24 protein-coding genes are annotated in these 23,343 nt (G+C 72.4%); 16 read left to right on the forward strand and 8 right to left on the reverse strand.

Annotated features, from left to right (window positions below):
- Window positions 1–150 precede the first annotated feature (150 nt).
- Both DTL70_RS15135 and DTL70_RS15140 read right to left on the reverse strand, forming a co-directional pair.
- The gene (locus tag DTL70_RS15135) at window positions 151–1,386 is read right to left on the reverse strand and encodes a cytochrome P450 family protein (RefSeq protein ID WP_114022434.1); all 1,236 of its coding nucleotides are present in this window, start codon (window positions 1,384–1,386) and stop codon (window positions 151–153) included.
- A 278-nt stretch (window positions 1,387–1,664) separates the two neighbouring features.
- Entirely contained in the window at window positions 1,665–2,810 is a 1,146-nt protein-coding gene (locus DTL70_RS15140) for an MGDG synthase family glycosyltransferase (RefSeq protein WP_114022587.1), read from the reverse strand.
- Between the two features lie 603 nt (window positions 2,811–3,413).
- Between DTL70_RS15140 and DTL70_RS15145 the strand changes: the two genes are divergently transcribed.
- From DTL70_RS15145 to DTL70_RS15155, 3 genes are read left to right on the forward strand one after another with little or no spacing between them, the layout of a single operon-like run.
- Window positions 3,414–4,151, forward strand: a complete 738-nt coding sequence (locus DTL70_RS15145; RefSeq protein ID WP_114022435.1) for an SDR family NAD(P)-dependent oxidoreductase — start codon at window positions 3,414–3,416, stop codon at window positions 4,149–4,151.
- A 7-nt stretch (window positions 4,152–4,158) separates the two neighbouring features.
- Window positions 4,159–5,052 carry a DMT family transporter gene (locus DTL70_RS15150; protein WP_114022436.1) on the forward strand — a complete coding sequence of 298 codons (894 nt, stop codon included), beginning with the start codon at window positions 4,159–4,161 and terminating at the stop codon, window positions 5,050–5,052.
- A gap of 36 nt (window positions 5,053–5,088) precedes the next feature.
- A complete protein-coding gene (locus tag DTL70_RS15155) occupies window positions 5,089–5,817 on the forward strand; it encodes a polysaccharide deacetylase family protein (RefSeq protein WP_114022437.1) in 729 nt (242 codons plus the stop codon).
- Window positions 5,818–5,883: 66 nt separating this feature from the next.
- Here DTL70_RS15155 and DTL70_RS15160 read toward each other — a convergent pair whose 3' ends face one another.
- On the reverse strand, window positions 5,884–7,362 hold the full coding sequence (locus DTL70_RS15160; protein ID WP_114022438.1) for an FGGY-family carbohydrate kinase: 1,479 nt from the start codon (window positions 7,360–7,362) through the stop codon (window positions 5,884–5,886).
- A gap of 126 nt (window positions 7,363–7,488) precedes the next feature.
- On the opposite strand from DTL70_RS15160, the gene DTL70_RS33550 reads away from it, so the two are divergent.
- The 6 genes from DTL70_RS33550 (at window position 7,489) to DTL70_RS15185 (ending at window position 12,822) form a co-directional block, all read left to right on the forward strand.
- Window positions 7,489–7,659, forward strand: a complete 171-nt coding sequence (locus tag DTL70_RS33550) for a hypothetical protein (RefSeq protein ID WP_181860935.1) — start codon at window positions 7,489–7,491, stop codon at window positions 7,657–7,659.
- Window positions 7,659–9,269 (forward strand): sugar ABC transporter ATP-binding protein, encoded by a 1,611-nt coding sequence (locus tag DTL70_RS15165; protein ID WP_114022439.1) that lies wholly within the window; start codon window positions 7,659–7,661, stop codon window positions 9,267–9,269. The genes DTL70_RS33550 and DTL70_RS15165 overlap by 1 nt, the downstream gene beginning before the upstream one ends.
- Window positions 9,269–10,288 carry an ABC transporter permease gene (locus DTL70_RS15170; RefSeq protein ID WP_114022440.1) on the forward strand — a complete coding sequence of 340 codons (1,020 nt, stop codon included), beginning with the start codon at window positions 9,269–9,271 and terminating at the stop codon, window positions 10,286–10,288. Before DTL70_RS15165 ends, DTL70_RS15170 begins: the two co-directional genes overlap by 1 nt.
- 85 nt (window positions 10,289–10,373) lie before the next feature.
- On the forward strand, window positions 10,374–11,336 hold the full coding sequence (locus DTL70_RS15175) for an ABC transporter substrate-binding protein (protein ID WP_220183620.1): 963 nt from the start codon (window positions 10,374–10,376) through the stop codon (window positions 11,334–11,336).
- A 320-nt stretch (window positions 11,337–11,656) separates the two neighbouring features.
- Window positions 11,657–12,505, forward strand: a complete 849-nt coding sequence (locus tag DTL70_RS15180; RefSeq protein WP_114022441.1) for a SigB/SigF/SigG family RNA polymerase sigma factor — start codon at window positions 11,657–11,659, stop codon at window positions 12,503–12,505.
- A 41-nt stretch (window positions 12,506–12,546) separates the two neighbouring features.
- Window positions 12,547–12,822: a DUF5133 domain-containing protein gene (locus DTL70_RS15185; RefSeq protein ID WP_114022442.1), complete on the forward strand. Its 276-nt coding sequence runs from the start codon at window positions 12,547–12,549 to the stop codon at window positions 12,820–12,822.
- 101 nt (window positions 12,823–12,923) lie between these two features.
- Here DTL70_RS15185 and DTL70_RS15190 read toward each other — a convergent pair whose 3' ends face one another.
- Window positions 12,924–13,637, reverse strand: a complete 714-nt coding sequence (locus tag DTL70_RS15190; RefSeq protein ID WP_114022443.1) for a type 1 glutamine amidotransferase — start codon at window positions 13,635–13,637, stop codon at window positions 12,924–12,926.
- Between the two features lie 103 nt (window positions 13,638–13,740).
- Between DTL70_RS15190 and DTL70_RS15195 the strand changes: the two genes are divergently transcribed.
- The gene (locus DTL70_RS15195) at window positions 13,741–13,956 is read left to right on the forward strand and encodes a DUF4236 domain-containing protein (RefSeq protein WP_114022444.1); all 216 of its coding nucleotides are present in this window, start codon (window positions 13,741–13,743) and stop codon (window positions 13,954–13,956) included.
- A 369-nt stretch (window positions 13,957–14,325) separates the two neighbouring features.
- On the opposite strand, the gene DTL70_RS15200 is transcribed toward DTL70_RS15195, so the two are convergent.
- The 3 genes from DTL70_RS15200 to DTL70_RS15210 form a co-directional block, all read right to left on the reverse strand.
- Window positions 14,326–14,547: a hypothetical protein gene (locus DTL70_RS15200; protein ID WP_245979384.1), complete on the reverse strand. Its 222-nt coding sequence runs from the start codon at window positions 14,545–14,547 to the stop codon at window positions 14,326–14,328.
- A gap of 234 nt (window positions 14,548–14,781) precedes the next feature.
- Window positions 14,782–15,294 (reverse strand): MarR family winged helix-turn-helix transcriptional regulator, encoded by a 513-nt coding sequence (locus DTL70_RS15205; RefSeq protein WP_114022446.1) that lies wholly within the window; start codon window positions 15,292–15,294, stop codon window positions 14,782–14,784.
- A 168-nt stretch (window positions 15,295–15,462) separates the two neighbouring features.
- A complete protein-coding gene (locus DTL70_RS15210) occupies window positions 15,463–16,071 on the reverse strand; it encodes a hypothetical protein (protein WP_114022447.1) in 609 nt (202 codons plus the stop codon).
- A gap of 329 nt (window positions 16,072–16,400) precedes the next feature.
- Here DTL70_RS15210 and DTL70_RS15215 point away from each other — a divergent pair, with 329 nt between their 5' ends.
- A complete protein-coding gene (locus DTL70_RS15215) occupies window positions 16,401–16,850 on the forward strand; it encodes a cold-shock protein (RefSeq protein ID WP_114022448.1) in 450 nt (149 codons plus the stop codon).
- A 167-nt stretch (window positions 16,851–17,017) separates the two neighbouring features.
- Here DTL70_RS15215 and DTL70_RS15220 read toward each other — a convergent pair whose 3' ends face one another.
- Window positions 17,018–17,704 carry a LysM peptidoglycan-binding domain-containing protein gene (locus DTL70_RS15220; RefSeq protein ID WP_114022449.1) on the reverse strand — a complete coding sequence of 229 codons (687 nt, stop codon included), beginning with the start codon at window positions 17,702–17,704 and terminating at the stop codon, window positions 17,018–17,020.
- A 517-nt stretch (window positions 17,705–18,221) separates the two neighbouring features.
- Between DTL70_RS15220 and DTL70_RS15225 the strand changes: the two genes are divergently transcribed.
- From DTL70_RS15225 to DTL70_RS15245, 5 genes are all read left to right on the forward strand, one after another.
- On the forward strand, window positions 18,222–18,983 hold the full coding sequence (locus DTL70_RS15225; RefSeq protein ID WP_114022450.1) for a DeoR/GlpR family DNA-binding transcription regulator: 762 nt from the start codon (window positions 18,222–18,224) through the stop codon (window positions 18,981–18,983).
- A gap of 103 nt (window positions 18,984–19,086) precedes the next feature.
- Complete coding sequence (locus DTL70_RS15230; protein WP_114022451.1) at window positions 19,087–20,481, forward strand: ABC transporter substrate-binding protein; 1,395 nt, start codon at window positions 19,087–19,089, stop codon at window positions 20,479–20,481.
- Entirely contained in the window at window positions 20,478–21,452 is a 975-nt protein-coding gene (locus tag DTL70_RS15235) for a carbohydrate ABC transporter permease (RefSeq protein ID WP_114022452.1), read from the forward strand. Before DTL70_RS15230 ends, DTL70_RS15235 begins: the two co-directional genes overlap by 4 nt.
- Window positions 21,449–22,333: a carbohydrate ABC transporter permease gene (locus tag DTL70_RS15240; protein WP_114022453.1), complete on the forward strand. Its 885-nt coding sequence runs from the start codon at window positions 21,449–21,451 to the stop codon at window positions 22,331–22,333. The genes DTL70_RS15235 and DTL70_RS15240 overlap by 4 nt, the downstream gene beginning before the upstream one ends.
- Window positions 22,330–23,319: a zinc-dependent alcohol dehydrogenase family protein gene (locus DTL70_RS15245; protein ID WP_114022454.1), complete on the forward strand. Its 990-nt coding sequence runs from the start codon at window positions 22,330–22,332 to the stop codon at window positions 23,317–23,319. The genes DTL70_RS15240 and DTL70_RS15245 overlap by 4 nt, the downstream gene beginning before the upstream one ends.
- The last annotated feature ends 24 nt before the right edge of the window (window positions 23,320–23,343 follow it).

Genomic DNA, 23,343 nt, shown 5'->3' on the forward strand with positions numbered 1-23,343 from the left:
CCCGGTCGGCACCGCGCTGCCGGACAGCGCGAAGGCACAGGCGCACCGCGGGATGGCCGAGCCGGGTTCCGGTCAGGAGCGGTGACCCGCGGCCGGCGCCCACCGCCCTGCGGCGGCACGCGCCGGCCGCTGCCGCCGGAGCGCAGGGCGTCACCCGGCGGGGCGCAGCACCACCGGCAGGGTCTGGTGCCCGTTGGTGATCAGGGACGGCACCGGCCGCAGTTCCGTGACGGGGACGCCCAGTTCGGCGTCGGGGAAGCGGGCGAAGAACTTCTCCAGCGCCGTCGTTCCCTCCAGCCGGGCGAGCGGTGCGCCCAGACAGAAGTGGGTGCCGTATCCGAAGGCGAGGTGTTCGGGTCCTGGCGCGGAGCGGGTCAGCTCGAAGGAGTCGGCGCTCTCCCCGTGCCAGTCGGGGTGGCGGTTGGCGGCCGCGTAGGAGGGCAGGACCGCGTCGCCCTTGTTGATCACCTGTCCGTCGGGCAGTGGTATGTCGCGCACGGCGAACCGCAGCGGCAGGTGCTTGACGGCGGGCTCGTAGCGGAGGGTCTCCTCCACCACGTCGGTCCAGGTCGCGCGCCCCTCGCGGACGTGCGCCAGCTGCTCGGGGTGGGTCAGCAGCGCGGTGATGGCCTGGTCGAGAAGGTTGACGGTGGTCTCGTAGCCCGCGCTGATCATCAGCAGCAGCGTGTCGCGCAGTTCGGTCTCCGACAGTGCGGAGCCGTCCCCCTCCTCGTCCCGTGCGGCGATCAGGAGGGAGGTCATGTCGTCGCCGTGGTGTTCCCGCTTCTCGACGATGAGCGCGTCCAGCGCCTCGTAGAGCTTGACGGTGTTGGCAGCGGCCTCCTTCGGCCCGAGCGTCGTGGAGAAGACGCTGTCGACCAGCTCGCGGAAGCCCTCGCGACGTGCCTCCGGCACCCCCATCAGCTCGCTGATCACCCGGATCGGCAGCGGGTAGCACAGGGTCTCGCGCAGATCGGCGGCCTGCCCGTCGGGGGTGGCGGCCAGCTCGTCGAGCAGCTCGTCGACCATGCTCTCGACGCGTTCCCCGAGGGCTGCGACCCGTCGGGCGCTGAAGGACGGCGCGACCATGCGGCGGAGCCTGCGGTGGTCGCCGCCGTAGGAGGTGAACATGTTCTCGACGGCTATCCAGAGGGCGAGCGGCCACGTGGTCACGGTCTCGGCGAACCGCGGCCAGTGCTGACGGCCGTCCTTGGAGACGTCGGGTCCTGTCAGCAGCTTCTTGAGCAGCGCGGGTTCGGACACGGACCAGGCGGTGACGCCGAGGATGTCGACCCGGGTCGCCGGGCCTCGCGCACGCAACGTCCGGTGTTCACCGCGGTGATCGCTGCCGGTGGGGTCGAGGGTGAGGGGCTCGGAAAGGGACACGGTCGTCGCGTTCTCCGTTCGGGGCGTGCACGGCACCCGGAGCCGGACATGGCTCTTCCATGACCGTTCGGGGTCGTGAAGTGGTCGTGTCTGTTCGGAAAGTGACGGGTGGACAGCTGACACAGTAAGAGTTGATCAAGGAATCGGATAGGGGGCTTCGGGACAAGATCACGAACAGTCCGTCGACAGCCGCCTGAGCCGTCCCCCGGCCGGCCCGTTTCCCGACCGGCCGGCCCGTTTCCCGACCGTCCTGCCCGCTCCCCGGCCGGGCGCGGGTCTCAGCGCCCGCGGGCCTCGGGCGACGCCGCGAGCCGCTCCAGCTCCAGCGCGGCGTCGTTGCGGAAGGCGGCCCGTGCGGCCGCGATCTGCCCGGAGCGTACGGGCCCCGGGGCCGCCAGCACCCGTACCGTCCTTGCGGGTTCTCCCGCGCCGTGCGCGTGGCGCGAGAGCCCGGCCCGCGCCATGGCCCGTACGCCGGCCACGGCGTGCCCCGGCAGGGGCCGGTGGCCGACCACGGGCAGCCCGGCGGCCAGTGCCTGCGCGGCGGTCTGCCCGGCGGCGTTGTCGAGCAGCACGTCGGCGACGGCCATCAGCTCGGGCAGGTCGGTCACCCAGCCGAGTGGCAGCACGCCCGGCAGGCCGGCGGCGCGGCGGCGCAGCCCCTCGTCGTTGCCGCACAGCAGCACGGGCAGGCAGCCGTGGTCCGTCAGGTGCCGCGCCGTCTCCAGGAGCCGGGTGCCGACCCCCCACGCCCCGGTGGAGAGCAGCACGGCGGGCCGCCCCGCGGGAGACGCGCCCCGTCCTGGCGATGCGGCGGTATGCCGGGCGAGCTGGGCGCGCCAGTGGCTGTCCGGGTCCGCGGGGGCGAAGAAGTCCGCGGGCACCACGGGCCCTGTCGTGTAGGCGCGGCGTCCGGTGGCGGCGCATACCTGGCGGGCGGCGCCCTCGGTGACGCACAGGTGCAGGTCGTTGCCGGAGTGCAGCCAGCCTCGGTGGACGGCGAAGTCCACCACGACGACGGCGGCGGGCGCGGACAGCGCCCCCCGGGCCCGCAGGCGTCCGGTCACCTGGGCTGACAGGTGGAAGGTCGGCACGACGACGTCGGGGCGCCACTGGGCGACGGTCCGCAGCAGCGGGCGTTCGGCGAGCGCCGCCAGCGGTGCGCTGCTGGGGCGCGGGCCCGGTGTCGCAGGTTCCGTCGCCAGGAAGCCGGCGTACACCGCGCCGTAGAGGCCGGGCAGGTGGCGGACGGTGGCGCGGTAGCCGGTGCGCAGCGCCCGCCCGGTGCCCGCGGGCAGCAGCGTGAGGATGTCCCGGACGGCGGTGTGGTGGCCGCGGGCGCGCAGCCGGTGCGCGAGTTCGTGTGCGACCGCGTCGTGCCCCGCGCCCATGCCGGCACTCAGCAGCAGGAAGCGGTGCGGCATGGGGCTCCAGAGGTCGTCGGAGGCCGTGTCGGGCGTGACCGGGGGGCGGTACGGCCCGGGACGCCGCACCAGGTTCCGCGGGTGGCCCCGCACACGCCGCGGACGGGCGCGCGGTCACCCGTCCACCAGTGTGCTGTTCGCTTCGGGGCGGCGCGGTACCGACACTCGGTCGGTGCCGCGGCCCACCTGCCGCGCAGCGGTCCTGGGCGCACGACGCGCTCGGGCCGGGAGAGCCGAACAGGTGGTTCGGCGGGGCCGGGGCACGGCTCCGGACGGGTGCGCGGACCGGTTGCCAGCATGCTGGATCCGGGGCCCGCCTGTGTCCCGGCCCAGGTCGGTGGCCCCGTTGCGGTCCGTACTGCTCACCGGAGGCGTCTCGTGTTCGACAGGCTCGGCAGATCCGACCGCCGTCAGGCACCTGGGCTCCTGAGCGCGCGACCGCCCGGCACGACCCGTCGACGCCCCTCCTCGTCGCCGCCCTCCACGCCGTCTTCGCCGTCGCTCTCGTCGTCCGCCGCTCACACGTACGCGCCCGAGCAGGCGCACCCCCCGGAACAGGCACGGCCGCGTCCGCGTACCGGAGGCGGGGACGGGGGCCGTCCGGTGGCCCTGGTGACCGGCGCCTCCTCCGGCATCGGTACGGCCGTCGCCGAGCGGCTGGCCGCCGACGGGGGCTGGCGGCTGCTGCTCAACGGGCGGGACGGACAACGCCTGGAGGACGTCGCCGCCCGTACGGGCGGTGTGCCGCTCCCGGCCGATCTCGCCGACCCGCGGGCGCGCGGGCGGCTCGCCGAGGAGGCGCTGGTCCACAGCGGCCGGGTGGACGCGCTGGTGGCGGGCGCGGGTCTCGGCTGGGCCGGGCCGTTCACGGCGATGCCGGCGCAGGACATCGACGCGCTGCTGACCGTCAACCTGAACGCCACGCTGCACCTGGTGCGGCTGGTGCTGCCGGGGATGGTGGAGCGGCGCTGCGGCCGTGTGGTGCTCATCGGCTCCGTGGCCGGCAGCGTCGGGGTGCGCGGCGAGGCGGTGTACGCCGCGACAAAGGCCGCTCTGACCACGTTCGCCGACAGCCTCCGCTACGAGCTGGCACCCAGCGGGGTGCGGGTCTCGATGGTGCTCCCCGGGGCGGTCGAGACGCCGTTCTTCCAGCGCCGCGGCACGCCCTACCACCGCGACCGCCCCAGGCCGGTGCCCGCCACGCGGGTCGCCGGGGCCGTCTGCCGTGCGCTGCACACGGGACGCCCCAACGCGTACGTACCGTCCTGGATGGCGATGCCCGCCTGGTTGCACGGCGCGGCGCCCGCCGTGTTCCGCTCGCTCGCCCAGCGCTTCGGGTAGGGCGCGCGTGTGGTGGACGGCGGTCTCCCTCGTGCTGGCGCTGCTCGCGGCGCTGGGCAACGCCGCCGCTTCGGTGCTTCAGCGGCGGGCTGCGGCCGTCGAGGGGCCAGGCCCTTCCGGGCGGCGGCTGTCGTGGCTGCCGCACCTGCTGCGCCGCCCGGTGTGGCTGTGGGGTGCGGTGACGCTGGTCGCGTCCGGGGTGTGCCAGGCGGGCGCGCTGGCCACCGGGCCGCTGGCCGTGGTGCAGCCGGTGATGACGACCGAACTGCTGTTCACTCTGATGCTGGGAAGCCTGATCTTCCGGCAGCGCCCGGGACGCCGGGCGTGGGGCGCTTTCGTGGCGATGGTCGTGGGGCTGGCGGCGCTGCTGGCGCTGGTGTGGCCGTCGGGCGGCAAGGCGTCCGTACCCGACGGCCGGTGGCTGCTGGCGGCCCCTGTGGTGGTGGCGCTGGTGGTGGCGCTGGTCCTGGTCGCCTTCCGGCTGCCGTCGGCGCCGCGCGCGACCGTGCTGGGGTCGGCGACGGCCGTGCTGTTCGGGGTGACGGCCGCGCTGATGAAGGACGCGATCTCGCGGTTCGCCGACGACGGGCTCGTACGGCTGCTGACGGCGTGGCAGACCTACGGCGTGGTGGTCGCGGGCGTGGCCGGGTTCCTGCTGCTGCAACTGACGCTGCACGCCGGGACGCTGGTGGCCTCGCAGCCCGCGCTGACGCTGGGCGACGCGTTCTTGAGCGTCGTGCTGGGCGCGACCCTGTTCGACGAGCGGCTGACGCTGGGCTGGCTGGTGGTACCCGAACTGGTCGCCCTCGCGCTGATCAGCGTGGGCAGCGTCCAGCTCGCCCGCTCGCCCGCCGTTGCGGGAGAGTCCGGCGACGAGGAGAGCCAGGAGGAGATGTGGTGAGCGGAAAGGGGACGCGGTGATCCTGGAGGGAACGTGGTGAGGCGCGGCCGCGCCCTGCTGGCAGCTGCGGCCGCACCCGTGGCGGTGGCCGCCTGGCACATCGTCCCCGCCGCGACCTGGCTGCCGCCGGTACGCGCCGCCCTCTTCCCCGCGCTGGACGGCCGGGGCAGCCCGCGGCATGTCGCGCTGACGTTCGACGACGGCCCCGACGTCCGCTCGACCCCGCACTTCCTGCGCGAACTCGACCACCTGGGCGTCCGCGCGACGTTCTTCCTCCAGGGGGCCGCCGTGCGCCGCCACCCCGCTCTCGTGCGGACCATGGCCGCCGCGGGCCACGAGCTGGCCGTGCACTGCTGGGAACACCAGCCGCCGTGGCTGCCGCGTCCCGTCGCCGAGCGCAGGGATCTGGAGCGGGCCGTCCTCGCGCTGCGGGAGACCGCTGGCACCGAACCGCGCTGGTACCGGCCGCCCTTCGGCGTGCTGACCGCCACCCGCTGGCGCGCCGCACGGCGACTCGGGCTGCGGCCTGTGCTGTGGACGGCGTGGGGCCGCGACTGGCGGGCCCGCGCCGACACCGACAGCGTGCTGAGCGACCTGTGCAAGCGGCTCACCGGTGGCGCGACCGTCCTGCTGCACGACAGCGACCGCAACAGCGCCCCGGGCTCCTGGAACGTGACGCTGGCGGCCCTCCCCTACCTGGTGGCGCGCTGCCGTGCGGCCGGCTGGGGCATCGGCCCGCTGGCCGAGCACGGAGCGGGCGGGTGAGGTCCGCGCCAGGCGACGGCGTCCGCCGCTTCCGGGGCGGTCACGCACGGGGCCGGGGCGGGCCCGTCAGCGGTTCTGGTGGGCGGCCAGGGCGTGGACCGTCCCGGCCGTGGCCGGATACAGGGCGCGGTAGAGCTCGTAGAGCTCGTCGTACCGTGCGGCGTTCTCCGGCTGCGGTGTGACGACCTCCCGTACCGGGTTCCAGTCGTCGATCGCCGCGTCGCCGACGAGCTGCGCGGCCAGCAGCGCGCCCCCGTAACTGGCGCCGACGGAGGTCGTGCGCAGCTCCTGCGACTGTCCGGTGACGTCGGAGACGATGCGGGTCCACAGGCCGCCCTGGGTGCCGCCCCCCACCGCGACGACCCGGCGGATGTCGCCGCCGGCCGCCCGCAGGGCCTCGATGTTGTGCCGGACGGCGTAGGCGGTCGCCTCCAGGGCCGCGCGGTACAGGTCGCCCCGCGTGTGCGAGAGGGTCAGCCCCGCGATGACGCCGCGCGCGTGCGGGTCCATGACCGGGGTGCGCTCCCCCGCGAAGTACGGCAGCATCAGCAGCCCGCCCGCACCGGGCCCCGACCGCTCGGCCAGCCGGAGGAGTCCGGCGTAGTCGGTGTCGCCGAACAGGTCGCGCAGCCAGCCGGTGACGGCGCCCGAGGTGGCCATGCCGCCCGCGAGGTTGCGGGTGCCGGGCAGGGCGCCGACGGTGCTCCACAGCGCCGGGTCGGTGAGCGGCTCGGGCACGGTGTGGACGAGGAACATCGTCGTCCCGTACATCAGCATCAGGTCGCCCACCTGGTGCGCACCGACACTCAGGGCCTCGGCCCAGGCGTCGACGGTCCCGGTGGTGACGGGGATGCCCCGGCGCAGCCCGGTCTGCCGGGCCGCCTCGGCGGTGAGCGTGCCGGCCGCCTCGCCGGACCAGCGCAGCGGCGGGAGTTCCAGGCCGGGGGCGACGCGCGCGGCCCACGGCGCGTACCAGTCCAGCGCGTGGATGTCGTAGAGCGGGGTGGCCTGGCTCGCCGAGTGGTGGTCGAGGACGTAGGCGCCGGTGAGCTTGCGGGCCAGCCAGGAGCTGGGCATGTAGAGGCGGCGGGCGCGGGCGTAGTGCTCCGGTTCCTCCTCGGCGACCCACGCGATCTTGGGTCCGGCCGCCTGGCTGGAGAGCTGTGAGCCGCAGCGGGCGCGGATCTGCTCGGTGCCCAGTTCTTCCTCGAGCCGGTCGATCTGGTCGACGGAGCGGGTGTCGACGCCGTAGAGGATCGCCGGGCGCAAGGGGGTGTCGTCGGCGTCGGTGAGCAGGACGCAGGGGCCCATGCCGCTGAGTCCGACGGCGACCACCTCGGCGTCGCCGGGCGCGGTCAGTTCGCGGGAGAGCGAGACGAACTCGTGCCACCAGGTGTCGGCGTCCATCTCCACGTGCCCGGGCGCCGGCCGGTCGACGGTGTGCTCGCGGACGGCGGAGCGCAGCAGTGTGCCGTCCGGTGCGACCAGGACGCCCTTGCTGCTGGAGGTGCCGATGTCCACGCCCAGGACTGCGTTGAGGGCCATGCGCGCAGGCTGGCAGAAATCGATTTCATCGTCAACGTCTCACTGGCTCGGCGAATCGCGCGGATCTGTTGACCCGCCGAAGTGCCGTTCCTACACTCCCTGAAATCGATTTCGACAGGAGTCGTCGTGCTGACCGACATCCACCCCCGCACGGACGGGAAGTTCCCGCACCGACCCGGCGCCACGGAGCATCCCGCCGCGCCCGCGCGAGCCGGTGCGCCCTCCACCGGCACCCTGCCCGCCGACGTCCCGGCCGACGTCCCCGCCGCACGTTCCCAGGTGGCAGGAGAGCGCTGATGGACGCCACGAGCCAGGACACCTCCGACGCGCCCCGGGGCGGCGCCGGCGAAAGGACGCTGCTGAGCGTCGAGGGGGTCACCAAGAGCTTCCCCGGCGTCCGTGCGCTGGACGGGATGCGGCTCGACCTGCGGCACGGTGAAGCCCTCGCCCTGGTCGGGGAGAACGGCGCGGGCAAGTCGACGCTGATGAAGCTGCTCACCGGCATCCACACCCCCGACACGGGCAGCTTCTTCCTCGACGGCGAGCCGCTGCACGTCACCGGCCCACGGCACGCCAGGGAACAGGGCATCGGCATCATCCACCAGGAGTTCAACCTGATGCCCGACCTCACGGTCGCGCAGAACATCTTCATCGGCCGTGAGCCGCGCAAGGCGGGCTTCATGCTCGACCACCGCGCGCTCAACTCCCGCGCCCAGGAGCTGATCGACCGGCTCGCGCTCCCGCTGGACCCGCGCCGCACCGTCGCTTCCCTCACCGTCGCCCAGCAGCAGATGGTCGAGATAGCCAAGGCCCTCTCCCACGACCCGCGCGTCCTGATCATGGACGAGCCGACGGCCGCGCTCAACGACGCCGAGGTGCGGACCCTGCACCAGCTCATCCGCCGCTTCCTGCGCCCGGAGACCGGCGTCGTCTACATCTCCCACCGCATGGAGGAACTGACCTCCCTGTGCGACCGCGTCACCGTGATCCGCGACGGCCGGTACGTCGAGACGCTGCGCACCGACCAGGTCTCGACGCAGGAGGTGATCGCGCGGATGGTCGGCCGGGAACTCGACGCCAAAGCGGGCCCGCAGAACGTGCGCCAGGACCGCGAGACGCTGCTGTCGGTGTCGGGACTGAGCACCAAGGCGCTGCTCGACGACGTCACCTTCGAGCTGAGGGAGGGAGAGATCCTCGGCTTCGCCGGGCTGATGGGCGCCGGCCGCACCGAGGTGGCCAGGGCGCTGGTCGGCGCCGATCCGGTCACCTCGGGAACGGTGACCCTGCGGGGGCGGCGCCTGCGGATCACCAACCCGGCCCACGCGGCGCGGCACGGCATCGGCTACCTGTCCGAGGACCGCAAGCAGCTCGGGCTGCTGGTCGAGGACGGCGTCGACACCAACATGGCGCTCAGCTCGCTCAAGGAGCGCTTCACCTCCTTCGGCTTCGTCCGCGACCGAGCGATCCGCAGCCGCGCCGAGGAGCTGGTCGCCGCGCTGCGGATCAGGACCCCCTCGGTCGGCCAGACGGTCAAGAACCTCTCCGGCGGCAACCAGCAGAAGGTCGTGATCGCCAAGTGGCTCGTCAAGGAGTGCGACGTGCTGATCTTCGACGAGCCGACCCGCGGCATCGACGTCGGCGCCAAGGAGGAGATCTACCGGCTCCTCAACGAGCTGGCCCAGCAGGGGAAGTCCCTCATCGTGATCTCCTCCGAGCTCCCGGAGGTGCTGCGCATGGCACACCGCGTGCTGGTGATGGCCGAAGGCCGCGTCACCGGCGAACTCGCCGCGCACGAGGCCACGCAGGAACAGGTCATGCACTACGCGACGCTGCGGCCCGGCGCGCCGACCGCGCCTGCCGCAGCCCACGACAGCACCCGTCCCCGCATCCCCGAGGCAGGCAAGTGATGACAGCCGAGACGGCACCCGCGCCCCAGCAGGACCGGCCCGCGGCAGGCGACCAGGGGGCCGGGAGCGGCGGCACCCTCAAGGGCCGCCTCCAGCAGTTCCTGGCGTTCGGCAGCCTGGTGGTGATCTGCGTCTTCTTCGCGATCGCCGACCCCATCTTCCTCAGCTACGGCAACATCACCTCGATCCTCTTCGCGACCGTGGTGATCGGCACGCTCGCGCTCGGCGCCACCTTCGTGATCATCACGGGCGGCATCGACCTGTCGGTCGGCACCGGCATGGCGCTGTGCGCGGTCGTCTCCGGCGTGCTGATCACCAACATGGGGCTGCCGATCGTCGTCGGCGTCCTGGGCACCCTGGTGTTCGGCGCGCTCATCGGCTTCGTCAACGGGCTCAACATCGCCGTGCTCGGGCTGCCGCCGTTCATCGCCACGCTCGCGATGATGCTGGTGGCCGGCGGGCTCGCGCTGGTCATCTCGGGCAGCGCGCCGATCTACTTCGACTCCACCGCCTACACCGACATCTCCACCGGCAGCATCATCCCCGGGGCCGACTTCCCCAACGCGGTGCTGATCATGGCCGCCGTCGCCGTCGTCGCGGGCGTGGCGCTCAGCCGTACGGTGCTGGGCCGCTACACCTACGCCATCGGCAGCAACGAGGAGGCCACCGCGCTCTCGGGCGTGAACGTCCGCAAGTGGAAGATCGTCATCTACACGCTGGCCGGACTGTTCATCGGGCTGGCCGGCGTGCTGATCTCCGCCCGGCTCGGTTCGGCCCAGCCCGCCACCGGCATGGGGTACGAGCTGCAGGCCATCGCCGCGGTCGTCATCGGCGGCACCTCGCTGAGCGGCGGAAAGGGCTCCATCGTCGGCACGGTCATCGGCGCACTGATCATCTCGGTGCTCAACAACGGCCTCCAGGTGCTGGCCGTACCCCAGGAGTGGCAGAACGTCATCCTCGGCACCGTCATCGTCGTGGCCGTCTACGCCGACAGGGCGCGCAAGCGTGCGGCGGCCTGAGCACCCCGCGCCCGCTCCGCCGTCCCCCACCCCGCACCACCCAGGGAGTCCGAGTGTCCCGTACGACCGAGGGAGTCCGAGTTCGATGACCATGCGGCACCGGCGCAGTGCGGCGCTCGTCGCGGCGGCCCTGATGCTGGCGCTCAGCGGCTGCGGCGCCTCGAAGGACGCGAGCGGCGGCAAGCCCTCCATCGCGATCGTCTCCAAGGGCTTCCAGCAGCAGTTCTGGCAGTCGGTCAAGAAGGGCGCGCAACAGGAGGCCGAGGAGCGCGGCGCCGAGATCACCTTCCAGGGCCCCGCTACCGAGAGCGACGTCGAGACACAGGTGACCCAGGTGACCAACGCCGTCGGCAGGGACCCCGACGCGCTCGGGCTGGCCGCGCTCGACTCCCGGGCCACCGAACCGATACTGCGAAAGGCCGCGCGCAAGGACATTCCCGTCATCGCCTTCGACTCGGGGGTGGACAGCGAGGTTCCGCTGACCACCGTGGCCACCGACAACAAGGCGGCCGCCGCCGAAGCCGCCGAGCACCTGGCGAAGGCGCTCGGCGGAAAGGGCCGGGTCGCCGTCGTCGCGCACAGCCAGACCAGCGGCTCCGGGATCGACCGCCGCGACGGTTTCGTGCGGTGGATGGACGAGCACGCGCCCCGCATCGAGCTGCTGCCCGTGCAGTACGGCGGGGGCGACCAGACCAAGTCGGCCGACATCACCAAGGCCATCATCACCGCGAACCCCGACGTCGACGGCATCTACGGCACCAACGAGGGCTCCGCCATGGGCGTCATCCAGGGCGTCAAGGAGAGCGGCCGCAAGGACATCAAGACCGTCGGCTTCGACTCGGGCAAGGGGCAGATCGACGCCATCGAGCGGGGCGAGATGCTCGGCGCCATCACCCAGGACCCGCTCGCCATCGGCCGCGAGGTGGTGAGGGCGGCCCTCAAGGCGAAGAGGGGCGAGAAGCTGCCGAAGACCATCAACACGGGCTTCTACTGGTACGACCGGAAGAACCTCGACGACCCGAAGATCCAGTCCGTGCTCTACCGGTAGCGGCCCGCTGCGGGTGGCCCGCTCCAGACGGCCCGCTGCGGGTGGCCCGCCCCAAGCGGCCCGCAGCGGGCCCCGGAACGGGCCGTCCGGGGGCGCGGCGGCGGAGCCGGCGACGCCGCGGCCGCACCTCGGCAGAAAAGCTTGGCGGCACGTGGGTTTACCACCCGCCACACGGGTTATACGAGACGCCGAGTGCTTGGGAGTACAGGCACATCCGCGGGAGGCGACCGCACGCAGTCGCCCCGGGTGTGTCGAGACCCGGGCGCGGCTCCTCCCGCGGTTGGTCCGAGAACAAGCGAGACCGCAAGGAGCCAGATCCCATGTGCGCCGTACGGTACCGCCCGCAGCGAGCACGTCACAGCCATGCCGACGCCCCCGACACGACCAGGGACTTCGAGCGGCTCACCGCTCTCCCCCAGGGTCCCGAGCGGGAGGAGCTGAGCAGCAGGATCGTCGAGGCGTGGCTGCCCATGGCCCACCGGCTGGCGGCCAAGTACCGCAGCCGCGGAGAGTCCCTCGAAGACCTCGAACAGGTCGCGGCGCTCGGCCTCGTCAAGGCCGTCGACCGCTACGACCCGTCCCACGGCACCCCGTTCGTGCCGTTCGCCGTCCCCACCATCACCGGAGAGATCCGCCGCCACTTCCGCGACCACACCTGGGACGTACACGTGCCGCGTCGTGTCCAGGAACTGCGCAACAAGGTGCGTACCGCGATACGGGAGTTGAGCTCGGCGGTCGACGACCACACGCCCTCCGCCGAACGGATAGCCGCCCACACCGGCCTGTCGCAGGAGGACGTCGAGGCCGGAATGGAGGCCATCGGGAGCTTCCGCTCCCTGTCGCTGGACGCCTCGACCGGTGACTCCGACGACGGCTTCTCGCTGGCCGACACCTTCGGCCACAGCGAGCCCGACTACGAGACCGTCGTCGCCAAGGAAGCCGTCAAGCCCTGCCTGCGCGACCTGCCGGAGCGCCAGCGCCGCGTGCTGTACATGCGCTTCTTCCGCGACATGACACAGTCCCGCATCGGCAAGGAGCTGGGCATCTCGCAGATGCACGTCTCCCGGCTGCTGAGCAAGAGCTTCGAGCACGTCCGCCACCAGGTCGAACACGACCGCAGGCCCGCACGCCCGCGCTGCGCCGCGGGCGCCCGCACGGCCCGCGTCTGACCGCCGACGGCGCCACCGAATCGCAAGGGAGCACGATCACCATGCTGATGGCACATCCCGCCGTTCTCCGCGATCTCGTCGAGCAGTACGAGACACTCAGCGCCCTGCACGCCGAGGACGGTTCCCCCGAATCCCAGCAGCGCCTCAACGACGTGGCCTACACCCTGTGCGTGTCCACCGGCACCCGCGACGTCGACGCCGCGCTGATCGCCGCCCGGCACCACCTCCCCGGCGCCCGGGTCGAGGACGACTCCGTCCTCGACGAGGAGGACACCCCGAAGCCCCCCGCGGCCACCTCCGCGGGGGCGGGGATCTGAGGCCCGAGACCGCGAGGCCCGGGTTTTCCCGGGGCTGAGAGGTGAGGCCTGCCGCGCGGGTGGCCGGACACCGGATCCGGTCACCCGCGCGGCGCATGGCCTCACCGGCCGGCTTCCGCTTCCTCCCGTACCAGGGTGGCGAACCGCCGGGTCACTTCGCGCCAGACGGGTGTCGCCGTCCGCGCGTCCTCCTCGGCCCTGCGGTAGAGCGCCCACCGGTCGTGACCGTGCGCGGCGAGGCGCGCGGCGTCCCAGGTCAGCAGCCGTTCGGGGGCCGTCTCCGGATGGAACTGCACGCCCCAGGCCCGCTCCCCCACGCGGAAGGCCTGGTACGGACAGCCATCGCTGCGCGCCAGCCAGACCGCTCCGGGAGGCAGCGAGGTGACCGCGTCCACGTGCCGCTCGATCGCCGTCACCCGCTCGGGCAGCGAGTGGAAGAGCTGATCGGCCGCCGCCTCGGCCCGCAGACTGAGGGCCGTGCTGCCCATCTCCGGGGCTCCGTGCCCGGCCGCGACCTTGCCGCCCGCCACGTGCGCCAGCATCTGCCCGCCCAGACAGATGCCCAGGACGGGTGTGCGCTCGGCGAGCGCCGCCGCCACGAGCCCGCGCGTCGCGGCGAGCCAGGGTGCGCGCGCGTCGTCGTCCGGCATGAACCCGCCTCCGAGCACCACGAGCGCGGGATGCGTCAGCCGGGACGGCACGGCCTCACTCTCGTACGCGTGCACGACGTCCACGGCGAGGCCGGATTCCTCCAGCCAGTCACCGACCCGGCCCGGCCCGCCACGGGACGTGTTCTGCACGGCCAGCACCCGCATCGCCCTCGTCCCTTCGTGCCGTCCCGCGTCCGACGCCGCTCACCGGCTTGCCACCCGGGGCGCCGGGTACCCGGAGCGTGTCTGCACCCGAGAGGGAGGAACCATGGGGCTCACTTTCCGGAAGAGCATCCGGATTCTGCCGGGGATACGGATGAACATCAACCGCCGGTCGGTCTCCTTCAGAACGGGCCGCCCCGGCGGACCGCGCCGGACCTACGGTTCCCGTGGCCGCCGCACGACGTCGATGAACCTTCCCGGCCCGTTCGGTTACCGGCGCAGCAGCCGCCGCGTCGGCCGCCGGGGCACCACCCGGCGCTGAGGGGGCCGGCGCCCGCCTCACCGTTGTCGCACCTGCTCCCCCACCGGAGCCGGCGGCGCCGACCCCGTCCCCAGCCCCCGGTCGAACGCCGAGGCCGGAGGGGCTTCACCTGCCCCTCCGGCCTCGGCGCGGGCAGGCATCAGATGCGGCCGCCCGTCGGACGCGTCAGCGGACCCGTCCTTCTGCGCGTCGTCGTAACGCCCCCCGCGCGAAGGCACCTGCCAGGAGCGCCAGCAGTCTCCCGCCCGCTCCGGCGGCGCACTTCTTGCGCTGTGTGACCGCGACCAGTCCGGCCGTGACCGCCGTGCTCGCCGTGGAGGTCGCGGCGGCCGAACGCGCGGGGGCGAAGGGGGTGTTCGGGGCGGCGGCTCAGCCTCCGTACATGCTGCGGAAGAAGAGGAAGCCGATCGCCATGCCGATGACGATGCCGGCTATGGAGACGCCGATCGCCGTGCCCGCGAGCCGCTCCTGTTTGGACTTGGCGACGAGGCCGCAGATGAGGCCCGCGATACCGAAACCAGGCGGGCAGAAGAGAAAAGCGATGGCTCCGAGCACGATGCCCACGATGCTCAGCGTGTTGGAGTCGTTCACGGGCCGTCCCGGCTGGTACGGCGGTCCCGGATAGGACACTGCGCCCCCTCACATGTGTCGAGTGACGACACCCTATGGAGTGAACGGCGGTGTGGGTAGCCCCTCGTGCTCCCCGCGGGCCCCTCGTGCCTTCTCGGGGAAACCCGCCGCGGACGGGCGAGAACGCGGCGACGCGGCCGCAACGGCTCGCGGGCCCCGTACCGGGGACGAGGCCGGGCCCGGCGCGGGGCCCGATCAGGCGGGCCAGAGCGCGGCGTCGGCGGAAGGGGCCGCGGAGGGGTGGGGGACCAGGGCGCCTCCCGTGGCGTCGACGAAGCCCCGCAACCCCTTGAGCAGCGCCTCGCGTTCCCGCACCCGCATGGCACCCAGCATCTCCAGCAGCGCCTCCTCACGCTGCTCGCGCAGATCCGTCAGGTAGGCGCGGCCGCGCCCGGTCAGCCGCAGCTCCAACTCCCGTCTGCTGGTGGGGCTGGGAGAGCGTTCCACGAACCCGATCGCCTCCAGCCGGTCGCACAGCCGGCTCACCGACGACGGCGCCGAACCCAGCGCCTCACCCAGCGCGCGGAGGTTCATCCCCTCGTCGCGGTCGACGCAGTACATGACCCTCAACTGCGACGGCGAGACGGGGGTGGTGGACGCGGCGTTCCTGCCGCGTTCCCACAGCACCTCCAGCAGTTCGATGACCTCGCTCGCCCGCTGTGCGGTATCGCGGGCGTTATGGCAGGGAGGGGTAGGGTTCACACCCATATCAGTACCACTCCGTATCGGCGAGCGCGCACAAGCCGGGCGAGGTCCCCACCCGGTCCCGCGCCGCGTAGCGGTCCGGCTCGGCGGACGAGGCGGCACCGCTCGCGAGCCTCCCCGGTGGAGGCTCGTCCGGCACCCGCCCCGGTGGGCGGACGGGACCGGTGTCGGTCAGCTGATCCGGGGACGGACCGCCCCCGCGGCGCGCCGGGCCGGCGCCGCGCTGACGCTCGCCCGCGCGGTGAGCAGCGAGTCGAAGAGGGCTCCGGCGGAGAGGAGGGCGGCGCGCGCGTCCTGTGTCACCCGGTGGTCGTCGTGCGCGGCGCGGGCCGCCTCGTGGACGCGCCGGTACCCGTGGACGCGGCGGGCGTGGTGGACCGACAGCGCGGCGGCCAGGTCCTCGAACGGCGCCTGGGCGGGGTAGCCCCGCTCGGCTGCCAGCTCCGTCAGCAGGACCTCCGCGGCATCGAGCGCCCGGCCGGGATCGGTGGAGAAGTCCTCTTCCAGCGCGGTCCACCGGGCGAGGTAGTGCTCGCGCGCGGCACGGTCGAGCGGCAGGACCTGGAGCTGGGCGTACCGCTTGAGCCGGACGCGCAGCTCTCGCCTGGTGGTCCGCACGTCGCCGCGGCGGCGGGCCAGGGTGCGGTCGTACTCAGGACCGAAGCGGCCCTGGAGGTCTTCTCCGTCCCGGTCCGCCACCTCCTGCCTGAAACGGAACGCGAGCCCGACGGCGACCGCGAGGACCACGCCGAGACCGGCGATGAGCAGGATGGTGAACATGCGCGCCTTCTCCCCGGTTTCCGGACCCGTCGGCAGGCGGAAACCGTCCTGACAAAAATGGGGGATCGGGACTCTGAGAAGAGACCCGGCATGGGGCCCGTGCCCACCCGGCGCACCGGTAAACCTCCCAATGAACAATCCATCCCGACGGCTTCCGCCGACCCCCCATCCAGCGCCCCTCCCCCGGGGTGACCTGGGGCTATGGGGCTCTCCCCGCGGTGTTCGCCGGGGGCACCGCCACCTGCCGTACCCCTCGCGGCCCCGCTTCGCTAGGATCCCGGCCAGGTGTCCGGGCACGGGGCCCGGGGATGTGGTTTTTAGGTGGAAACATGGTTGCTGGTCGAGTTGTCCGGTTCGACGGTGCGCGGGGTTACGGGTTCATCGCGCCGGAACACGGGGGCGAGGACGTCTTCCTGCACGCGAACGATCTGATGGTGCCGGAGTCCTACGTGCACACCGGCGTGGCGGTCGAATTCGAGATCGAGGACGGCGACCGGGGACTGAAGGCCTCCTCGGTCCGCCTTCTGCACAATGCGGAGAGCATGTCGCCGTTCGCACCGGCGCCCTCCGCCGCCGATGCTCCCCGGGAGGCGTCGGCCTCCGTCCGCTCGGACGATCCTGACGATCCCCTGTGCGACGTGCTCAGCGTCGCCGAGTACACCAGGTCGGTGACGGAGCTGCTGCTGGAAGCCGCGCCGGGACTGACCGGGGCTCAGATCCTCGACATCCGCCGCAGGCTGGTGCAGTTCGGGAAGCAGCACGGCTGGGCCGAGGACTGACACACCAGTCGCGTACAGCCGATCGGCGCCGCTGCGGCGCGGGTACGGGGTTGTGCCCGTCCCGCGCCGCAGCGGCGTTGTGAGCACCGGCCGGCCGCGTCGGGATGTGCTGACACCGGATCCCGGCGCCCGCCCGGGGCCCGCGAGCGGGCCCCGGGCTCGGCGGGTCAGTACCAGCCGTGCTTGTTGTGAAAGGCGAGCGCCGCCTGCCAGGAGCCGTAGCGGTGCTCGACGTAGTGCTCGGCGCCGGCGTGCTGTTCGGCGACCGTGCCCTTGCCCCAGGGCTGGTCGGTCTGGAACAGCCCGTAGTACTTGCCGTTCTGGGCGTTGGGGTTGCCGCTGGACTCCCGGCGGATGATCTCCGCCTTCGCCGCGTTCTCCGACATGGAGGCGGCCGAGGAGGCGGGTTTGGACCGCGTGGCCTGCGGAGCCGCCTCCTCCTGTGACTGCTCCTCCTGGGCTTGCGGGGCCTGTGAGGTCTGCGGAGTCTCGGGGGTTGCCTCCTGCGCCGGGGGCGGCGCCGAGGGGGCCGGCTGCGGGGTACTCGCTCCGGTGACCTCCAGTCGCTGACCGGGGAAGATCCGGTCGGGATCGGGAAGGCCGTTGCGCTCGGCCAGTTCCTGCCAGGTGGTCCCGTGGCGCTGTGCGACCTCGGAGAGGGTGTCGCCGGGCTGCACCTGGTACCCGGCGGTGCCCTGCGTCTCGTACCCGGTGGTGCCCTGGGTCCGCGCGGTGGCCTCCGCGTGGGTGTGCGTGCCGGCGGACTGCGCCTCCTGCCCGAAGGCGGGAGTTGCCGGGACGGCGACCGCGGCCGCCGTGAGGACGCCGAAGGTGGCGATCTTGGTCTTACGCATCTGAATCAGGTCCTTACCGTCGAGTCCGGAGACTCTCTGTTGGGGTCAGAGGAAAGCCCGTCAGGGCGGTAGCAAACTCCTCCGGGCGCTCCCCGGGCTGACGATCCGTTCGGCTCGGCCGATCTTTCACCCGGGCAGAGGTACCGGGCGTCCCCGATGGGCGGTACTCGACGCCGAGGCGACGTGCCACGGCCGGCCCGGGCGCCCGGGTGGTGTCCGACCCCCGGGTCGTGTGGTGCCCGTGCGGGCCAGGGGAAGGCGGGCGGGCCGGGAACGGGCGCGGGCGGGCGGGAAACGGGCACCGGGTCAGGGCGCGGATGCGGCTCGGGCCTGGGGCGGCACGCCGTGAGGGGCGGCGGGATACGGGCGCAAGCGGGCACGATCTGCCCGACCGGAGGGCTGGTGGTGCCCCGCCCACGGCCGGTACAACTCTGCACACGGGCAGGAACGGGCAGCCCGGTGCCCGAACGGAGCCTGCGGGGACCGGCCGGGACAGGACGAACAGGAGCACGGAGCCATGAGCGCGGCGGAGCGGCAGCGGCAGATCGTCGGTACGGCACGACGACTGGGCTCCGTCGAGGTGACCCAACTCGCCGACGATCTCGGCGTGGCCAAGGAGACGGTGCGCCGCGATCTGCGCGTCCTGGAGCAGCATGGTCTGCTGCGCCGTACGCACGGAGGCGCCTATCCGGTGGAGAGCGCCGGCTTCGAGACGACGCTGGCCTTCCGCACCACCATGCACGTGCCGGAGAAGCGGCGGATCGCCTCGGCCGCCGTCGAACTGCTCGGGGACGCGGAGACGGTCTTCGTGGACGAGGGGTTCACTCCGCAGCTCATCGCCGAGGCGCTGCCGACGGACCGGGCGTTGACGGTGGTGACGGCCTCACTGCCGGTGGCGAACGTGCTGGCGAGTGCGGGGGACTTCACCGTGCTGCTGCTGGGTGGACGGGTGCGGGGCGGCACGCTGGCCACCGTCGAGCACTGGACGACGAAGATGCTGGCCGGATTCGTCATCGACCTGGCGTTCGTCGGCGCCAACGGCATCTCCCGCGAGCACGGGTTGACCACCCCAGACCCGGCGGTCAGCGAGGTGAAGGCGCAGGCGGTGCGGGCGGCACGGCGGCGGGTCTTCGCCGGGCCGCACACCAAGTTCGGCGCGGTGAGTTTCTGCCGCTTCGCCCAGGTGGGCGACTTCGAGGCGCTGGTCACCTCCACCGGGCTGCCCGCGCAAGAAGCACACCGTTACGCCCTGCAGGGGCCGCAGGTCATCAGAGTCTGACCCGTCCCGCCCGAGCGCTCCACCCCCGCCCCCGTCCCGGACCGGCGGTCGTCCTCGTACGCCCGCCGACGCCGTACACATGTCGATTTCGCCAGGAGTTTCCATGCGCCGTCGGAGCAGACAGCTCAGCCGGACACCTCACCGACCACGCCGTGCCCGGGCGCTGGCCGCGACCGCCACGGCGGGCGTGCTGCTCACGCTTCCCGCCTGTGCCGGGGCCGGGGCGCTGGGGCAGGGGGGTGACACGATCAACGTCCTCATGGTGAACAACCCGCAGATGCTGGAGCTGCGGAAGTTGACCGCGGACCACTTCACGAAGGAGACCGGCATCAAGGTCAACTTCACGGTGCTGCCGGAGAACGACGTCCGCGACAAGATCAGCCAGGACTTCGCCAACCAGGCGGGCCAGTACGACGTGGCCACCCTCAGCAACTACGAGACGCCGATCTTCGCGAAGAACGAGTGGCTGCAGCCGCTGGACCAGTACACCCGCAAGGACAAGTCGTTCGATCAGCAGGACATCCTGCCTCCGGTGCGGGAGTCGCTCAGCGGCGAGGACGGCAAGGTCTACGCGCAGCCCTTCTACGGTGAGTCGTCCTTCCTGATGTACCGCAAGGACGTCTTCGCCAAAGAGGGCCTGACGATGCCGAAGGAGCCGACCTGGCCGCAGGTTGCCGAGCTCGCGGCCGAGGTGGACGGCTCGCAGAGCGGCATGAAGGGCATATGCCTGCGCGGGCTGCCGGGCTGGGGCGAACTGATCGCGCCGCTGACGACCGTCGTCAACACCTTCGGCGGCACGTGGTTCGACAAGGACTGGAAGGCGCGGCTGGACGACCCCGCCTTCAAGAAGGCGACGAAGTTCTATGTCGACCTGGTACGCAAGCACGGCGAATCCGGCGCCGCCCAGGCCGGTTACGCCGAGTGCCTGAACAACATGACGCAGGGCAAGACCGCCATGTGGTATGACGCCACGGCCGGCGCCGGCTCCCTGGAGGGGTCGAAGTCCAAGGTCAAGGGCAAGATCGGGTACGTGCCCGCGCCGACGCTCAAGACGGAGAGCTCCGGCTGGCTCTACAGCTGGGCGTGGGGCATCCAAAAGGCGAGCCGCAACCCGGACAAGGCCTGGAAGTTCATCTCCTGGGCGTCGGGCAAGGAGTACGAGCGGCTGGTCGGCGAGGAGTTCGGCTGGGCCAACGTCCCGGCGGGCAAGCGCGCCTCGACCTACAAGCTGCCGGAGTACAAGAAGGAGGCGGGCGCCTTCGGTGAGGTCACCCGCCGGGCCATCACAGGCGCCGAGCCCCGCGACCCCGGCGTGCAGCCGCGGCCGACGATCGGCATCCAGTTCGTGGACATCCCCGAGTTCGCCGACCTGGGCACCAAGGTCTCGCAGGAGATCAGCGCGGCGATCGCGGGCCGCCAGTCCGTCGAGACGGCTCTGCGCAAGTCGCAGACGCTGGCCGAGGAGATCTCCGAGGACTACGAGGGGCGGGGCCGATGAGCACGCCGACGACCGCTCCGGCACCCGGAGCGCGCAACGAGCGCCCGTCAGCGGCGGGCAAGCCCGCCACGAAGCCGCAGGAGCCGCCGAACAAGCTGCGCGCCTGGGTCACCAGGGCGCCGCTGCTGCCCGCGCTGGTCTTCATGATCGTCGTCACTCAGCTGCCGTTCGTGGCCACCCTGGTGGTCTCGTTCTTCGACTGGAACGCCCTGTACCCGGAGGCCCGCCGGTTCGGCGGCTTCGAGAACTACGGGGAGGTCCTCGGCGACGCGGCGCTGCGCGAGTCCGTGATCACGACAGCGATACTGACCGCCGTCGTCGTGCTGACCAGCCTGGTGCTCGGGCTCGGCCTGGCGCTGCTGCTCGACCGCACCTTCAAGGGCCGCGGCCTGGTGCGCACTCTGCTGATCGCGCCGTTCCTGCTGGTCCCCGTGGCGGCGGCGCTGCTGTGGAAGCACGTCCTCTACAACCCGGAGTACGGGCTGCTCAACGGCATGCTGACCTGGGTGTTCGGAGACGACGGGCCGCAGCCCGACTGGGTGGCGGAGATGCCGCTCGGCGCGGTGGAGGTGGCGCTGATCTGGCAGTGGACGCCCTTCATGATGCTCATCCTGCTGGCCGGACTGCAGAGCCGTCCCGCCGACTCCCTGGAGGCGGCCCGCATCGACGGGGCGAGCGCCTGGCAGATCTTCCGCTATCTGACGGTGCCGCACCTGCGCCGCTACCTGGAGCTGGGCGCGCTGCTGGGCTCCATCTACATCGTGCAGAACTTCGACGCCGTCTTCACCATCACCTCCGGCGGGCTGGGAACCGCCAACCTGCCGTACACCATCTACCAGACCTTCTACCAGGGCCACGAGTACGGACTGGCGTCCGCGGCCGGGGTCCTGGTGGTGCTCGGCTCCCTGATCATCGCCACCCTCGCGCTGCGGGTGGTCTCGTCCCTCTTCCGCGAGGAGGCCCGGTCATGAGTGCGAGCGTCACGGTCGCCGACCCGAGAAAGGCGCGCGCGGTCACCGCCCCGCGCACGGTACGGCGCAGAAACGCGCTTTTGGGCCTGCTGGCGTGGGTGTGCGGGCTCGTCTTCTTCCTGCCGATCGCGTGGATGGTGCTCACCTCCTTCCACTCGGAGTCGGACGCGGCCACCAACCCGCCGTCCCTGGCCGCCCCGCTGACGCTGGACGGCTACCGGGAGTTCTTCGGCGGGGCCTGGCAGTCGGGGCCCTGGCCGGCGCTGGCCAACTCGCTGACCGCCTCGGTCGTCTCCACGCTGTTCGTGCTCGTGCTGGCACTGCCCGCCGCCTACGCGCTGTCCATCCGGCCGGTGCGCAAGTGGACCGACGTGCTGTTCTTCTTCCTGTCCACGAAGATGCTCCCGGTGGTCGCCGGGCTGCTGCCGATCTACCTGTTCGCCAAGAACACCGGCTTCCTCGACAACATCTGGCTGCTGGTCATCCTCTACACCTCGATGAACCTGCCGATCGCGGTGTGGATGATGCACTCCTTCCTGGCCGAGGTGCCGGTCGCGCTGATCGAGGCCGCCCAGCTCGACGGCGCCCGGCTGCCCACCATCCTGGCGCGGGTCGTCGCCCCCGTCGCCGCGCCCGGGATCGCCGCCACCGCGCTGATCTGCTTCATCTTCTCCTGGAACGAGATGCTCTTCGCGCGGGTGCTGACGGGGGTCGTCGCACAGACGGCGCCCGTCTTCCTGACCGGCTTCATCACCAGCCAGGGCCTGTTCCTGGCCAAGGTGTGCGCCGCGTCGCTCGTGATCTCCCTGCCGGTGCTCGCCGCGGGGTTCGCCGCCCAGGACAAGCTGGTCCAGGGCCTGTCGCTAGGAGCCGTGAAATGAAGGCCGCTCTCGTCGAGTCCGTGGGGAAGGTCTCCCTGACGGAGGTTCCCGACCCCACACCAGGACCCCGCGAGGTGGTGGTGAAGGTGGCCGCGTGCGGGCTGTGCGGCACGGACCTGCACATCCTCCAGGGGGAGTTCGCCCCGACCCTGCCCGTGATCCCCGGACACGAGTTCGCCGGGGAGGTGGTGGCGCTCGGCAGCGAGGTGACCGAGCTGTCCGAGGGCACCCGGGTCGCCGTCGACCCCTCCCTGTACTGCTACGAGTGCCGCTACTGCCGCTCAGGGCACAACAACCTGTGTGAGCGCTGGGCGGCGATCGGGGTGAGCCGCGCGGGCGGCGCCGCCGAGTACGCGGTGGCGCCGGTGGCCAACTGCGTGCCTCTGCCCGAGAACGTGCGCACCCAGGACGCGGCCCTGATCGAGCCGCTGTCGTGCGCGGTGCGCGGCTACGACGTGCTGAAGAGCCAGCTGGGTTCGCACGTGCTCATCTACGGCTCGGGGACGATGGGCCTGATGATGCTGGAGCTGGCCAAGCGCACCGGGGCCGCCAGCGTGGAGGTGCTCGACCTCAACCCCGAGCGCCTTCGAACGGCGCGCTCCCTGGGATGCAGCGGCGCCGCGGCCACCGCCGAGGAACTGGACCGCCCCGGCGGCTGGGACCTGGTGGTGGACGCCACCGGTAACGCGGCCGCCATCCAGGACGGTCTCGGCCGCGTGGCCAAGGCGGGCACGTTCCTCCAGTTCGGGGTCGCCGACTACGCGACGCGGGCCACCATCGACCCGTACCGCATCTACAACCAGGAGATCACCATCACCGGATCGATGGCGGTGCTGCACAGCTACGAGCGGGCGGCCGAGTTGTTCGCCGGCGGCATCCTGGACCCGGAGGTGTTCATCTCGGACCGGCTCCCGCTGGCCTCCTACCCCGAGGCGCTGGACCGGTTCGCGGAGGGCAAGGGCCGCAAGATCGTCGTAGTGCCCTGACCTCCCCGCCCCGGGGCGTCCCCC

Origin of the sequence: Streptomyces diacarni, from assembly GCF_003323715.1 — a bacterium.
In the GTDB taxonomy this organism is placed as follows: Bacteria; Actinomycetota; Actinomycetes; order Streptomycetales; family Streptomycetaceae; genus Streptomyces; species Streptomyces diacarni.